Origin of the sequence: Variovorax sp. E3 (assembly GCF_016082275.1) — a bacterium.
GTDB lineage: Bacteria > Pseudomonadota > Gammaproteobacteria > Burkholderiales > Burkholderiaceae_C > Variovorax.
The window spans coordinates 1-12,802 of sequence record NZ_MOWM01000192.1; the positions used below are offsets into that span (position 1 = coordinate 1).

Genomic DNA, 12,802 nt, shown 5'->3' on the forward strand with positions numbered 1-12,802 from the left:
CGACGTGGCCCGGCGCGCGGCGGGCGAGCTCGAGGCGCTGCTGGCCGCGCAGCACGACACCATCGCCGCCGTCATCCTCGAGCCGCTGGTGCAGTGCGCCGCCGGCATGGCGATGCACGACCCCGAATACCTGCGGCTCGTGCGCGCGCTGTGCGACCGCTACGACGTGCACCTGATCGCCGACGAAATAGCAGTCGGCTGCGGCCGCACCGGCAGCTTCTTCGCGTGCGAGCAGGCCGGCATCTGGCCCGACTTCCTGTGCCTGTCGAAGGGCATCAGCGGCGGCTACCTGCCGCTGGCGCTGGTGATGACGCGCGACGCCATCTACGAAGGCTTCGTGGACGACGACGCGGCGCGCAGCTTCCTGCATTCGCATTCGTACACCGGCAACGCGCTGGCCTGCCGCGCGGCGCTGGCCACGCTCGACCTGTTCGGCAGCCAAGACGTGCTGCGCCGCAACCGGGGCCGCGCCGCGCGGCTGCTGCAGCGGCTGCACGAAGGGCTCGACGGCCTGCCCGTCGACCACCTGCGCCAGCAGGGCCTGATCACCGCGTCGACGTGCGCGCGCCGGGTGCGCGTTTTGCCGAACGCTTCCACATGGCGGCGCGCGCACACGGACTGCTGATGCGTCCGATCGGCAACACCGTGTACCTGATGCCGCCCTATGCCATCGGCGACGAAGAGATCGACCTGCTGGTCGACGGCACGCTGGCCACGCTGAACGCCGTCGCGTTCACCGATTCACCACAGAAAGGAGCCCGCGATGTCGCGCTTGCTTGACCGCCTGCAGGGCGAGATCGCCGCGCTCGACGCGCAATCGCTGCGCCGCCGCCGCCAGATCGCCGAGACCGCCTGCGCCCCCGAACAGGCGCTGACCCTGCACGGCGCCACCGCGCCGCGCACCATGCTCGGCTTCAGCAGCAACGACTACCTGGGCCTGGCCGCACACCCCGCGCTGGCCAAGGCATGGGCCGAAGGCGCGGCGCTGTATGGCACGGGCAGCGGCGGCTCGCACCTGATCCTGGGCCACTCGCGCGCGCATGCGCAACTCGAAGAAAGGCTCGCGGACTGGATGGCGCCTTTCATTCCCGAGGCGCGCAGCCTGTTCTTCTGCACCGGCTACATGGCCAACCTGGCGGTGCTGTCGGCGCTGGGCGGGGCGGACGCGGTGATCTTCTCGGAGTCGCTCAACCACGCCTCGCTGATCGACGGCGCGCGGCTGGCCAAGGCGCGCGTCGAGCGCTATGCGCATTGCGACGTGGCCGCGCTCGACGCGCAGCTTGCTGCCTGCGATGCACCGGTCAAGCTCATCGTGAGCGACGCGGTGTTCAGCATGGACGGCTGCATCGCACCCGTGGCCGAGCTGCTGGCGCTGGCCGAGCGGCACGACGCGTGGCTGGTGCTCGACGACGCGCACGGCTTCGGCGTGCTGGGTGCCTCGGGGCGCGGCGTGCTCCAGGCGATGGGGTTGAAGTCGCAGCGGCTGGTGCTGGTCGGCACGCTGGGCAAGGCGGCGGGGGTGTCGGGCGCGTTCGTGGCGGCGCACCGCACGGTCGTCGATTACCTCGTGCAGCGTGCGCGGCCCTACATCTTCACGACAGCCGCGCCGCCGGCCGTGGCGCATGCCTTGCTCACGAGCCTGTCGCTGATCGAAGGCAAGGAGGGCGACGCGCGGCGTGCCCGACTGCTGGCGCGCATCGCGCAACTGCGGCAGGGGTTGGCACAGGTGCTGCCTTCGGACGGCAGCGCGTGGCTGCCGGCATCGCCCACCGCGATCCAGCCGCTGATCGTGGGCGACAACGCGCGCGCGATGCACACGATGGCGCAGCTCGACGCGCACGGCCTGCGCGTCGGCGCGATCCGCCCGCCCACCGTGCCGGCGGGCACGGCGCGGCTGCGCATCGCGCTGTCGGCGAGCCATACCGCGTCCGATGTCTCGCGGCTGGTCGATGCGCTCGGTCAGGCGTTGGCGCAACCATGGCGGGAGGCCGCATGACGGCGCAACGACGCTGGTTCGTCACCGGCACCGACACGGGCATCGGCAAGACACTGGTCAGCAGCGCGATGCTGAGCCTGCTGGCCGGCTCGGGGCTGCGCGCGGTCGGCATGAAGCCGGTGGCGGCGGGCCTGGATGAAGTCGACGGGCAATGGCACAACGAAGACGTGACGCGGCTGCATGCGGCCGGCAATGTCGATGCGCCGCTGGCCTCGCGCTGCCCGTACCTGTTGCGCGCGCCGATGTCGCCGCACCTGGCGGCCAGGGAAGAGGGCGTGCGCATCGCGCTGCAGCCGCTGCTCTCGGCCTTCGCGGACCTGTCGGCACGTGCCGACGCGGTGGTGGTCGAAGGCGTGGGCGGCTTCTGCGTGCCTTTCGGCGACGACCTCGACAGTGCCGACCTTGCGGTGGCGCTCGGCTTGCCCGTGGTGCTGGTGGTCGGCGTGCGCCTCGGCTGCCTCAACCACGCGCTGCTGACCGCCGAGGCGATCCGCGCGCGCGGGTTGGTGTTGGCGGGCTGGGTGGCGAGCATGGTCGATCCGCGGATGCTCGCGCCACAGGCGAACCTGCAAACGCTGCGCGCTCGACTTGGCGCGCCCTTGCTGGGCATCGTGCCGCACCTGGCGCAGCCCGAGGCCGCGCAGGCGGCGCGCCACCTCGACCTGCGCGCCCTGCGCGCGACCGCTGCCCATGCCGCGCGCCGCGCCGCGTCACAGGCGCTGGAGGCTTCAGCCGCGCTGGCCTGATTCCGCCAGCCGCTTGGCCCGCGCGCCGCCCTGGCGCTCGAGCATCCAGCCGGGGTATTCGGCGGGCAGCGCGCTCACCTTGTCGAGCCTGGCCAGCTCGTCACCGGTCAGCTTGATGGCCGTCGCGGCAATGTTGTCGTCCAGCTGCTCGGCGCGCTTGGCGCCGATGATCACGCTGGTCACCACGGGCTGGTGCAGCAGCCACGCCAGCGCGATCTGCGCGACCGACACCTTGCGGGCCTCGGCGAGCTCGCGCATCACGTCGATGCAGTCGTAGGCGCGGTCGATGTTCACCGGCGGAAAGTCGAAGGTGGTGCGGCGGCTGCCTTGCTCGGCCTCGATGTCGCGGCCGAACTTGCCGCTCAGCAGGCCGCCCGCCAGCGGGCTCCAGACCATCAGGCCTACGTCTTCGCTGCGCAGCATGGGCGCCAGCTCGCGCTCCAGGTCGCGCCCGGCGATGGTGTAGTACGCCTGCAGCGACTCGAAGCGCGCCAGCCGGTCGCGCTCGGCAATGCCCAGCGCCTTGGCGATCTGCCAGGCCGCCCAGTTCGACACGCCCACGTAGCGCACATGGCCCTGGCGCACGAGGTTGTCGAGCGCGTGCACGGTTTCCTCGATGGGCGTCACCGGGTCGAAGCCGTGGATCTGGTACAGGTCGATGTGGTCCAGCTGCAGCCGCTTCAGGCTGGCCTTCACGCCGTCCATGATGTGAAAACGCGAGGCGCCGGCCGAGTTGACGCCCTTGCTGCCCGTTTCGCCCAGCACCTTGGTCGCCAGCACGAAGCTGTCGCGTGGCGCCTTGAGGTTTTTCAGGGCCTGGCCGGTGATGATTTCGGACTGGCCCTCGGAGTACACGTCGGCCGTGTCGATGAAGTTGATGCCGGCGTCCATCGCCTTGCCGATCAGCCCTTCGGCCTCGGACTGCTGCAGGTTGCCGATCTGGCCCCAGATGCCGGAGCGCCGCCGAATGTCATGGTGCCCAGGCACAGTTCGGAAACCAGGAGGCCGGTGCGGCCGAATTTGCGGTATTGCATGGAACGATTCCTTTGCGTTGATAGCGCCCCGGAGCCGGGTCGGCCCCGGGCGACAGCAAAAAGTATCCCGCCGGGGTGCCTGGCGTGGCGAGTGCGTTCCTGCAAAGTATTTGCCTGATTCTCCAGACCTTTTTGGCAGCGCGTGCGAATCGCGGGAGGGGCGCTAAGCTGCAACCCGCTCATTCCTCCAAAAAGGGGCCGCTGCGTGGCCCCGCATCGTGACAAGGCCCTGAACATGTCCGACGAAACCCCTGAAATCGCCGCCGTCATCGGCCAACCAGCCCAGCCCATGCCGCTGGAGCCCGAACTCGACGAAGCCCGCAAGGAACTGGTGGCGCTCATCGCCCACATCACGCGCGGGCAGGACGGCACCGTCATCACCTGCGTGCCCGGCCTGCAGGTGTACTGCATCAGCAAGCCCGACGGCCCCAAGCATGCCTTCGCGACCCCGGCGCTGGGCCTCATTGCGCAGGGCTCCAAGCGCATCATCGTGGGCGACGACATCTACGTGTACGACCCCATGCACTACCTCGTCACCTCGGTCGACCTGCCGGTGTGCGGCCAGGTCTGCGTGACCAGCGACAACGAGCCCTACCTGGGCGTGCGGCTGGAGCTGGCGCTCGACGAAATCGGCGAGCTCATCCGCGACGAGAAGCTGCCGGCCAAGGCCAACGCCCCGGCCTCGCGCGGCATGTACGTCAATCGCATCGCCATGCCCGTGCTGGAGCCGGTGCTGCGCCTGCTGCGGCTGCTCGACACGCCGGAAGACGTGCCGATCATGGCGCCGCTCATCAAGCGCGAGATCATGTACCGCCTGCTGGTGAACGGCGAGGGCGCGCGGCTGCGCCAGATCGCGCTGCAGGACAGCCACACCCAGCGCATCGCCAAGGCCATCAGCGCGCTGCGCATGAACTACGCGCAGTCGCTGCGGGTGGAAGACATGCGCGCGCGGTGCACATGAGCGTGTCATCGTTCCACCACCACTTCAAGGCCGTCACCGCCATGAGCCCGCTGCAGTACCAGAAGCAGCTGCGGCTGCAGGAGGCGCGCCGGCAGATGCTGATCACCGGCGCCGACGTGGCCAGCGCCGCGCACAGCGTGGGCTACGAAAGCCCGTCGCAGTTCGCGCGCGAGTACGGCCGCATGTTCGGCGCGCCGCCGCTGCGCGACAAGCGCCGCTGGCTCGGCGAGGCGGGCAACGACGCGCTTGGGGCGGCGTCGATGGAAGCGGCTTAACACCAGGCCACCAGGCCCGACGCACACGGTTCGTTCAATGGCTGAATCGAAGATCGCGATCTACGGCGCCATCGGCGCCAACGTCGCGATCGCGGTCACCAAGTTTGTCGTGGCGGGCATCACCGGCAGCTCGGCCATGCTGTCGGAAGGCATCCACTCGGCGGTCGACACCTTCAACGGCGTGCTGCTGCTGGTGGGCCTGCGCCTGAGCAAGCGGCCCGCGACGGTGGAGCATCCGTTCGGGCACGGCAAGGAGCTGTACTTCTGGAGCCTGATCGTCGCGGTGCTGATCTTCGGGCTGGGCGGCGGCGTGTCGTTCTACGAAGGCGTGCAGCACATCCGCAACCCCGAGCCGATGCGCGACGCGACGTGGAACTACATCGTGCTCGCGGCGGCCGCGCTGTTCGAGGGCACCAGCTTCTTCATCGCGCTGAAGCAGTTTCGCGCGCAGGCGCGCGGGCAGCCGTTCTGGCAGGCCCTGGACCGCAGCAAGGACCCGACCACCTACACCGTGCTGGCCGAAGACTCGGCCGCGCTGGTGGGCTTGGCGGTGGCGGCGCTGGGCATCTACCTGAGCCATGCGCTGGACATGCCCGCGCTCGACGGCGTGGCCTCGGTGGTCATCGGCGTGCTGCTGGCGGGCGTGGCGGTACTGCTGATCGCGCAGGCGCGGGGGCTGCTGATCGGCGAGGGCATCCGGCCCGAAACCGCGCGCGCCATTCGCGCCATCGCCATGGAGCAGCCCGACGTGGAAGACGTGGGCCACGTGCTGTCGATGTACATCGGGCCCGACGAGGCGCTGGTGATCGTCGACGTGAACTTCAAGGACGACACGCCCACCGGCGACGCGGCCGATGCCATCGCGGCCATCGAGAAACAGGTGCGCGCGCGCTTCCCGATGATCAAGCGCATCTTCGTCGAGGCCAGCGACGCGCCGGTGGCGGCGGCGGAAAAACAGGCGAGCGACTTGTAGCACTTACTGCGATTTCTTGCGCTGACGTGACCATGCAGGATTTACAAAATATCGCTATCGTTTTGTTCGCTGCAGCAGCCCGCTCATTCGAACGGGGGAACCTAACAACACGGAGAAATGCATGCTTTGGGAAAAGAAGCTGGCGCAGTGGAGCGCCGCTGTGCGCGCACGTGCCAACCTGCCCGCACGGCTGACCTTGTGGGATGGGCAGTCCTATGACTTCGGCACGTTCAACGGGCCTTCGGTCACGCTGCACGTCAAGTCACCCGCGGCGCTGTCGCTGATGCTGCAGCCCACGCTGGACAACCTCGGCGAGGCCTACGTCAAGAGCAAGATCGACATCGAAGGCAAGCTCAGCGACGTCATCGACATTGCCTACGGCCTGGCCAAGACCTCGATCGACAAGCCCAGCGGCGCGCTGCAGAACATGGCGCGCTACTTTGCGCACACCAAGTCGTCGGACAAGAAATCCATCGAGTACCACTACGACGTGTCGAACGCGTTCTACCAACTGTGGCTCGACCCGAACATGGTGTACTCGTGCGCCTACTTCGAGAACGGCGACGAAGACCTGGCCACCGCGCAGCTCAAGAAGATCGACCACATCCTCACCAAGATCGAACTCAAGCCGGGCCAGACCCTGCTGGACATCGGCTGCGGCTGGGGCGCATTGGTGATTCGCGCGGCGCAGAAGTTCGGCGCGCGCTGCGTGGGCGTGACGCTCTCGCAGAACCAGTTCGACCTGGCGACCGAGCGCGTGCGCGCCGCGGGCCTGCAGGACCGCATCGAGATCCGCCTGCAGGACTACCGCGACGTGACCGGCCAGTTCGACCGAATCACCAGCGTGGGCATGTTCGAGCACGTGGGCCGCAAGAACCTGCCCGAGTACTTCAAGCGCGTGCAGCAGCTGCTGGCCGACGACGGCGTGGTCATGAACCACGGCATCACCTCGTCGGACCCGGAGGGCGGCGGCGTGTCTTACGGCGGCGGCGACTTCATCGACCGCTACGTGTTCCCGAACGGCGAGCTGCCGCACATCAGCCTGGCGCTGCAGGCCATGCAGCAGGGCGGGTTGGAGGCCTTCGACGTGGAGAACCTGCGCCGCCACTATGCGCAAACGCTGCGCTGCTGGAGCGACGCCTACGAGGCCAACGCCGCGAAGGCGCATGCGCTGGTCGACGAAGAAAAATTCCGCATCTGGCGCATCTACCTCGCGGGTTGTGCCTATGCATTCGAGAACGACGACGTGGCCATCTACCAGATCGTCGGGCGCAAGGCGGGCAGGGCGGCGAAGACGCTGCCGTGGTCGCGGCGGTATATCTACGACAACACGTCGGCGTTGAGCGCGGGTTAGGCGCAGGTTAGGCACGGGTCAATCGCGGGGGGCCTCTGGCAGCTTCGCGATCACCTTGATCTCGAACTGGAAGCCGTAGAGCCACGTCACGCCGATGCCGGTCAGCGTCGGGTGCGGGGCCTCGCCCCAGTACTCGGGCACCAGCGCCCAGATCTTCTCGAAGTTCTTCTCGGGGTCGACGATGAAGACGGTCACGTCCACCACGTCGTCGAAGCTGCAGCCCGCGGCCGCGAGGATCGCGTTCAGGTTGCCGAACGCGCGGCGCACTTGCGCTTCCAGTTCGGGCTCGGGCGAGCCGTCTTCCCGGCTGCCGACCTGGCCCGAGACGAACAGGAACCCGTTGGCGCGCACGGCGGGCGAGTAGCGGTTCTTTTCATAGAGCGCCTGGCGCCCCGGCGGAAAAACGACGTCGCGTGGAGTCATGAAGTGGTTGCTTTCTTGCAGGGGCCGAAGCCGGCCCGGTGATCACGATGGAGGGACTTTAGGCAAGCCCGCCTCCCGGATAAACCGGCCAGGCCAACAATCACTGTTTGCAGATCCCAAACAATCTTCGACCGATCTGGAGCAGAGATGGACCGTATCGACGCGATGCAGGCCTTCGCCCGCGTGGTGGAGTCGCGCAGCTTCACCAAGGCCGCCGAAACGCTGCACATGAGCAAGACCACCGTGACGCAGCTGGTGCAGCAGCTGGAGGCACGGCTGCGCGTGAAGCTGCTCAACCGCACCACGCGCAAGGTCAACGTCACGGCCGACGGTGCGGCGTACTACGAGCGCGTGGTGCGCCTGCTGGCCGACATGGACGATGCCGAGACGAGCCTTTCAAGCGCCTCGGCATCGCCCCGGGGCCGGCTGCGCGTGGACGTGCCCAGCCCGCTGGCCCGCATGATCCTGGTGCCGGCCTTGCCCGCCTTTCATGCGCGCTACCCCGACATCCAGCTCGACATGGGCGTGAGCGACCGCATGGTGGACCTGATCGGCGAGAACGTGGACTGCGTCCTGCGCGGCGGCGAGCTCACCGACCAGTCGCTCATGGCGCGCCGCGTGGGCGACCTGCAGCTCGGGGTCTACGCGGCGCCGGCCTACCTGGCCCGCGCGGGCACACCGGCGCATCCGCGCGAGCTGGAAGACACGCATCACCGCATCGTGGGCTTCCTGTGGTCGCGCACCGGCAAGCCTTTTCCGTATGCCATGCACCGCGATCAGGAACGCATCGAGGTGCAGGGGCGCTATGTGCTTTCGGTCGACGACGGCAATGCCTACCTCGCGGCCGGCCTGGCCGGGCTGGGCGTGCTCTGGTTGCCGGACTACATGGCCGCGGCGCATCGGGCCAGCGGCGAGCTGCTGCCCCTGTTCGAAGGCTGGCGGCTGGACCCGATGCCGCTGTACGTGGCGTTTCCGCCGAACCGGCACGTCAGCGGCAAGCTGCGGGTGTTCATCGACTGGGTGGCGGAACTGATGGCGTTGCATGCGCCGGTTGATGGCCGCAGTCGCGCTCAGTCATCGGATTTGGAAATTGCCAAAAGCAGGGCAAAACCGATGACACAAAATGCGCCCGCCGAGACGAGTGCAATAGTTCGCGAAGAGTAATTCCATTGATGCAGCGTGACACCGACAACCAGCGCTACCGCGGCCGCTGCGACCAGTCGCACGAAAGTGGGTTTGTTGGTCGCGATTTCTCGCCTTGCAATTGCAGCATTGCCAGGGCGATCAGCGTTGGTTGCAACCGGAGCTTCGTAGATCCATGGGCTTCGCAGACTTTCTCGCGTTGCAATCCAGCCCGGAGGAAGGTCTGCGAGATGCAGAAGACTCGGGTCGCGTTCCACGATGTCCTTGAGCGGCGCCTCTACGCATTCCATCGGCAGGATCTCTTCATCGGTCATGAAGCACCAACGGCACGCGTCCAAATCATAGAGAGCACTCAGGATCGGCATGACGCCGTCCACGATGTCTTTGACGGTAGAACAGTCTTCGTCCGCTTGGGCAGAGATCGGCCAGCCCATCATGTTGTTCTGCTTTGGTTGGTTGCGATGCCCATTCGATCTTTTGTGAACAGCGTTCCATGTTCTTCCAGCAACGGGTCCAGATCGGGTTTCATTGAGGGCCTCGTTTCATGCGGGGGCTGCAGGCAGCCTGATCGTCGCATGAAACCTCCCGCAGGCAGGGCGTTGGGCGGAATTGAGGAGGCGGTGTCCCGGCCCCGAGAGCTTGAGCCCCGGACAGGGGCTCAGGCTCCCGATAGCATCCACCGCTCATGACCTCCAGTACCAAAACAACAAATCGCCCCCTGGTCATCGCGTCGATCATGGCCTCCATGGCCATGGTGGCCATCGAAGCGACCATCGTTTCCACCGTGATGCCGCAGATCGCCTCCGAGCTCGGGGGGCTGCACCTGTACAGCTGGGTGTTCGCGTCCTTCCTGCTCGCGCAGACCGCGATGACCGTGGTGTTCGGCAAACTCTCCGACCTGTACGGCCGCAAGCCGATCATGTTCGTGGGCATCGCCGTCTTCATCATCGGCTCGGTGCTGGCGGGCTTTTCGTGGTCGATGCCGGCCATGATCTGCTTCCGGCTGATCCAGGGCATCGGCGCCGGGGCCATCCAGCCCGTGTCGCTCACCATCGTGGGCGACCTGTACCCGGCGCGCGAGCGCGGCAAGGTGCAGGGCTACCTGGCCAGCGTGTGGGCGGTGTCGGCGGTGGTGGGGCCGATGATCGGCGCGCTCATCGTGCAGAAGCTGTCGTGGGGCTGGATCTTCTGGATGAACGTGCCCATCGGCCTGGCTGCGGCGGCGGGCTTCTGGCTCTACCTGCACGAGGCGCCGACGGTGCGCCGCTCGTCCATCGACGTGGCGGGCGCGGTGCTGTTCACCATCGGCATCGCGGCGCTGATGATCGCGCTGACCGACTTCGGCATCGGCAACACCGGCAGCGCCGGCGCATGGACGGCGGTGTTCTTCGTCACGCTGGTGCTGTTCGTGTGGCAGGAGCGCCGCGCGGCCGACCCGATGGTGTCGCTGCGGCTATGGGGCGCGCGCGTCATCGCCACGGTCAACGGCGCGGCCATGCTGGCCGGCATGGTGCTGATCGGTATCACGACCTTCCTGCCGATGTACGTGCAGGTGGTGCTGGAGCGCTCGTCGGTCACGGCCGGGCTCACGCTCACGATGGTGATGCTGGGCTGGCCCATCGGCGCGACGCTGACCTCGCGCACCTTCCACCGCATCGGCCTGTGGCGCATGGTGGTCGTGGGCTCGGCGCTGATGCCCGTGGGCGCCGCGGCCTTCGCGTTGCTGTCGGCGGGCAGCACGCCGCTGCTGGCGGCGGTGGGCTCGTTCATCATCGGCCTGGGCATGGGCGTGATGAGCCTCAGCTCGCTGATCCTGATCCAGGAAGCCGTCGACGTCGCGCAGCGCGGCGTAGCCACGGCGTCGAACGTGTTCTCGCGCAACCTCGGCAGCGCGCTGGGCGCGACCTTCTTCGGCGCGGTCTTCAACTTCGGGCTGACGCGCGGCGACGGTGCCATGGCCTTCACCGACGACCAACTGCGCCTGCTGCTGCAGGGCACGCACGGCAATGCGGCCACCGACGCCGGCATCCGCCTGGCGCTGGGCGGCTCGCTGCACCTGACCTTCGTGATGATGCTGGTGGTGAGCCTGGGCGTGGTCGCGCTGGCGTTGCTGCTGCCCAAGGAAGGGCTGGACAGCCACGCGGTCGGCGCCGGCAAGGCCGCGCCGAAGTAGGGCGGTTCAGCCGGGTCCGGGCGCGGCCAGCCGCTTGCGCATCAGCTGCAGGTAGTAGCCGGGCGCGTAGTCGTCGATGCGGGCGTAGTCCTCGTAGCCGTGCTTCAGGTAGAAGCCGCGCGCCTGCCACTCGAAGGTGCCGAGCTTCGCATTCTTCGCGCCCAACGCCATGCCTTGCCGCTCGGCTTCGATCAGCAGCCGGCTGCCCAGGCCAGTGCCGCGCGCGTCTTCTTCGACGAACAGCACGTCGATGTCGAGCCAGTAGAGGAACACGAAGGCGCGCAGCCCGCCGAGCAGCCGGCCGGTCTCGTCGCGCGCGTTGATGCGCACGTACTGCTCCTGCGGGTACTCGCCGACGAAGCCGTAGTTGAAATGGCGCAGCTTGCGGCCGAGTTCGCCCGAGCGGAGTTCTTCGGGCGTGGGGGTGGAGAAGGTGATGTTCGGCATCGGGAGGGCATTCTGCGCCGGTTGCGCCGTGGCCGCATATCGATCCACGCTTTCCTTCTTTGCGCCCCGCGCCCCCCGTTGATACGGTCACCCCTTTGCATTTGCGAGGCAAGCGACCATGGGCGCGAGAGATTTCGAGCGGCAGGCTCTGTCGGGCACCGACGGGGCGGTTCAACACCAGGCCGACGTGCTGGTCATCGGCGGCGGGCCGGCCGGGGCGTGGGCGGCGGTGAGCGCGGCGGCGCAGGGCGCGCGCGTGCTGCTGGCCGACAAGGGCTTCTGCGGCACCTCGGGCGCCACCGCGCCTTCGGGCACGGGCCTGTGGCACGTGTCGCCCGAAGGCAAGGCGCGCGAGGAGGCCAAGGCCAGCCGCTACGCCATGGGCGGCCAACTGGCCGAGCACGCCTGGATGGACCGCGTGCTCGCGCAGACCTGGGACAACGTCGAGCGGCTCAAGGACTGGGGCTACCCGTTCCCGGCCGACGACCAGGGCACGCTGCGCTGCACCTCGCTGCAGGGCCCCGAATACATGCGGCTGATGCGCAAGCGCGTGAAGGCATCGGGCGCGCGCATCCTCGACCACAGCCCGGCACTCGAGCTGCTGGTCGACGAGCACGGCACCGTCTGCGGCGCCACCGGCGTGAACCGGCAGACCGGCGACACCTGGGTGGCGCGCACCGGCGCGGTGGTCATCGCCACGGGCGGCTGCGCCTTCCTGAGCCGCGCGCTCGGCTGCAACGTGCTCACGGGCGACGGCCAGCTGATGGCGGCCGAGGTGGGCGCGGCCCTGTCGGGCATGGAGTTCTCCAACGCCTACGGGCTGGGGCCGGCGTTCTCGTCGGTCACCAAGTCGCTGTTCTACAACTGGGCGACCTTCTACACGGCCGATGGCGTGGCGATCGAGGGCGCGGGCTCGTCGAAGGGGCGCGGGGTGATCGCGCAGACGCTGCAGACGCAACCGGTGTTCGCCTGCCTCGACCGCGCCGACACGCAGATCCGCGCGTGGATGCGCACGGCGCAGCCCAACTTCTTCGTGTCCTTCGACCGGCAGGGCATCGACCCGTTCACGCAGCACTTTCCGGTGACGCTGCGGCTCGAGGGCACGGTGCGCGGCACCGGCGGGCTGCACCTGGTCGACGACTCGTGCGCCACCTCGGTGCCCGGCCTCTACGCGGCCGGCGACGCGGCCACGCGCGAGCTGATCTGCGGCGGCTTCACGGGCGGCGGCAGCCACAACGCGGCGTGGGCGCTGTCATCGGGCTTCTGGGCCGGCGCGG

The 12,802-nt window shown here is 68.3% G+C and carries 10 protein-coding genes and 3 pseudogenes; 9 read left to right on the forward strand and 4 right to left on the reverse strand.

All coding sequences use genetic code 11. The features are described 5' to 3' along the window. The 3 genes and pseudogenes from BMG07_RS36265 to bioD form a co-directional block, all read left to right on the forward strand. A pseudogene (locus BMG07_RS36265) lies at positions 1–780 on the forward strand (aminotransferase class III-fold pyridoxal phosphate-dependent enzyme); the annotation flags it as partial. After that, entirely contained in the window at positions 764–1,996 is a 1,233-nt protein-coding gene (gene bioF / locus BMG07_RS36270) for an 8-amino-7-oxononanoate synthase (RefSeq protein ID WP_198088550.1), read from the forward strand. The pseudogene BMG07_RS36265 and the gene bioF, both read left to right, overlap by 17 nt. Then, entirely contained in the window at positions 1,993–2,742 is a 750-nt protein-coding gene (gene bioD, locus BMG07_RS36275) for a dethiobiotin synthase (RefSeq protein ID WP_198088551.1), read from the forward strand. The genes bioF and bioD overlap by 4 nt, the downstream gene beginning before the upstream one ends. Here the strand turns inward: bioD and BMG07_RS36280 are convergent. Then, positions 2,725–3,776 (reverse strand): annotated as a pseudogene (locus BMG07_RS36280) (aldo/keto reductase). The gene bioD and the pseudogene BMG07_RS36280 overlap by 18 nt on opposite strands. 235 nt (positions 3,777–4,011) lie before the next feature. Between BMG07_RS36280 and BMG07_RS36285 the strand changes: the two are divergent. The 3 genes and pseudogenes from BMG07_RS36285 (at position 4,012) to BMG07_RS36295 (ending at position 7,339) form a co-directional block, all read left to right on the forward strand. After that, a pseudogene (locus tag BMG07_RS36285) lies at positions 4,012–5,012 on the forward strand (AraC family transcriptional regulator N-terminal domain-containing protein). A 37-nt stretch (positions 5,013–5,049) separates the two neighbouring features. After that, positions 5,050–5,985, forward strand: a complete 936-nt coding sequence (locus tag BMG07_RS36290; RefSeq protein ID WP_198088552.1) for a cation diffusion facilitator family transporter — start codon at positions 5,050–5,052, stop codon at positions 5,983–5,985. A gap of 121 nt (positions 5,986–6,106) precedes the next feature. Then, positions 6,107–7,339 carry a cyclopropane-fatty-acyl-phospholipid synthase family protein gene (locus BMG07_RS36295; protein ID WP_198088553.1) on the forward strand — a complete coding sequence of 411 codons (1,233 nt, stop codon included), beginning with the start codon at positions 6,107–6,109 and terminating at the stop codon, positions 7,337–7,339. Between the two features lie 18 nt (positions 7,340–7,357). Here BMG07_RS36295 and BMG07_RS36300 read toward each other — a convergent pair whose 3' ends face one another. Continuing rightward, positions 7,358–7,762 (reverse strand): RidA family protein, encoded by a 405-nt coding sequence (locus BMG07_RS36300; protein ID WP_198088554.1) that lies wholly within the window; start codon positions 7,760–7,762, stop codon positions 7,358–7,360. Between the two features lie 147 nt (positions 7,763–7,909). Here BMG07_RS36300 and BMG07_RS36305 point away from each other — a divergent pair, with 147 nt between their 5' ends. Beyond that, a complete protein-coding gene (locus BMG07_RS36305) occupies positions 7,910–8,926 on the forward strand; it encodes a LysR family transcriptional regulator (RefSeq protein WP_198088555.1) in 1,017 nt (338 codons plus the stop codon). On the opposite strand, the gene BMG07_RS36310 is transcribed toward BMG07_RS36305, so the two are convergent. After that, a complete protein-coding gene (locus BMG07_RS36310; RefSeq protein ID WP_198088556.1) occupies positions 8,833–9,342 on the reverse strand; it encodes a hypothetical protein in 510 nt (169 codons plus the stop codon). The genes BMG07_RS36305 and BMG07_RS36310 overlap by 94 nt on opposite strands. A 248-nt stretch (positions 9,343–9,590) precedes the next feature. Here BMG07_RS36310 and BMG07_RS36315 point away from each other — a divergent pair, with 248 nt between their 5' ends. Next, complete coding sequence (locus BMG07_RS36315) at positions 9,591–11,078, forward strand: MDR family MFS transporter (RefSeq protein ID WP_198088557.1); 1,488 nt, start codon at positions 9,591–9,593, stop codon at positions 11,076–11,078. A gap of 6 nt (positions 11,079–11,084) precedes the next feature. On the opposite strand, the gene BMG07_RS36320 is transcribed toward BMG07_RS36315, so the two are convergent. After that, entirely contained in the window at positions 11,085–11,525 is a 441-nt protein-coding gene (locus BMG07_RS36320; RefSeq protein WP_198088558.1) for a GNAT family N-acetyltransferase, read from the reverse strand. A 118-nt stretch (positions 11,526–11,643) separates the two neighbouring features. Between BMG07_RS36320 and BMG07_RS36325 the strand changes: the two genes are divergently transcribed. Then, the coding region (locus tag BMG07_RS36325; RefSeq protein WP_269759757.1) for an FAD-binding protein at positions 11,644–12,802 on the forward strand (1,159 nt) is incomplete at its 3' end.

Bases quoted from the DNA above. Each gene is read 5' to 3' on its own strand.
- bioF (WP_198088550.1), top strand. From the start codon at position 764: ATGTCGCGCTTGCTTGACCGCCTGCAGGGCGAGATCGCCGCGCTCGAC.
- BMG07_RS36315 (WP_198088557.1), top strand. From the start codon at position 9,591: ATGACCTCCAGTACCAAAACAACAAATCGCCCCCTGGTCATCGCGTCG.
- BMG07_RS36300 (WP_198088554.1), bottom strand. From the start codon at position 7,762: ATGACTCCACGCGACGTCGTTTTTCCGCCGGGGCGCCAGGCGCTCTAT.
- BMG07_RS36320 (WP_198088558.1), bottom strand. From the start codon at position 11,525: ATGCCGAACATCACCTTCTCCACCCCCACGCCCGAAGAACTCCGCTCG.
- bioD (WP_198088551.1), top strand. From the start codon at position 1,993: ATGACGGCGCAACGACGCTGGTTCGTCACCGGCACCGACACGGGCATC.
- BMG07_RS36295 (WP_198088553.1), top strand. From the start codon at position 6,107: ATGCTTTGGGAAAAGAAGCTGGCGCAGTGGAGCGCCGCTGTGCGCGCA.
- BMG07_RS36310 (WP_198088556.1), bottom strand. From the start codon at position 9,342: ATGATGGGCTGGCCGATCTCTGCCCAAGCGGACGAAGACTGTTCTACC.
- BMG07_RS36290 (WP_198088552.1), top strand. From the start codon at position 5,050: ATGGCTGAATCGAAGATCGCGATCTACGGCGCCATCGGCGCCAACGTC.
- BMG07_RS36305 (WP_198088555.1), top strand. From the start codon at position 7,910: ATGGACCGTATCGACGCGATGCAGGCCTTCGCCCGCGTGGTGGAGTCG.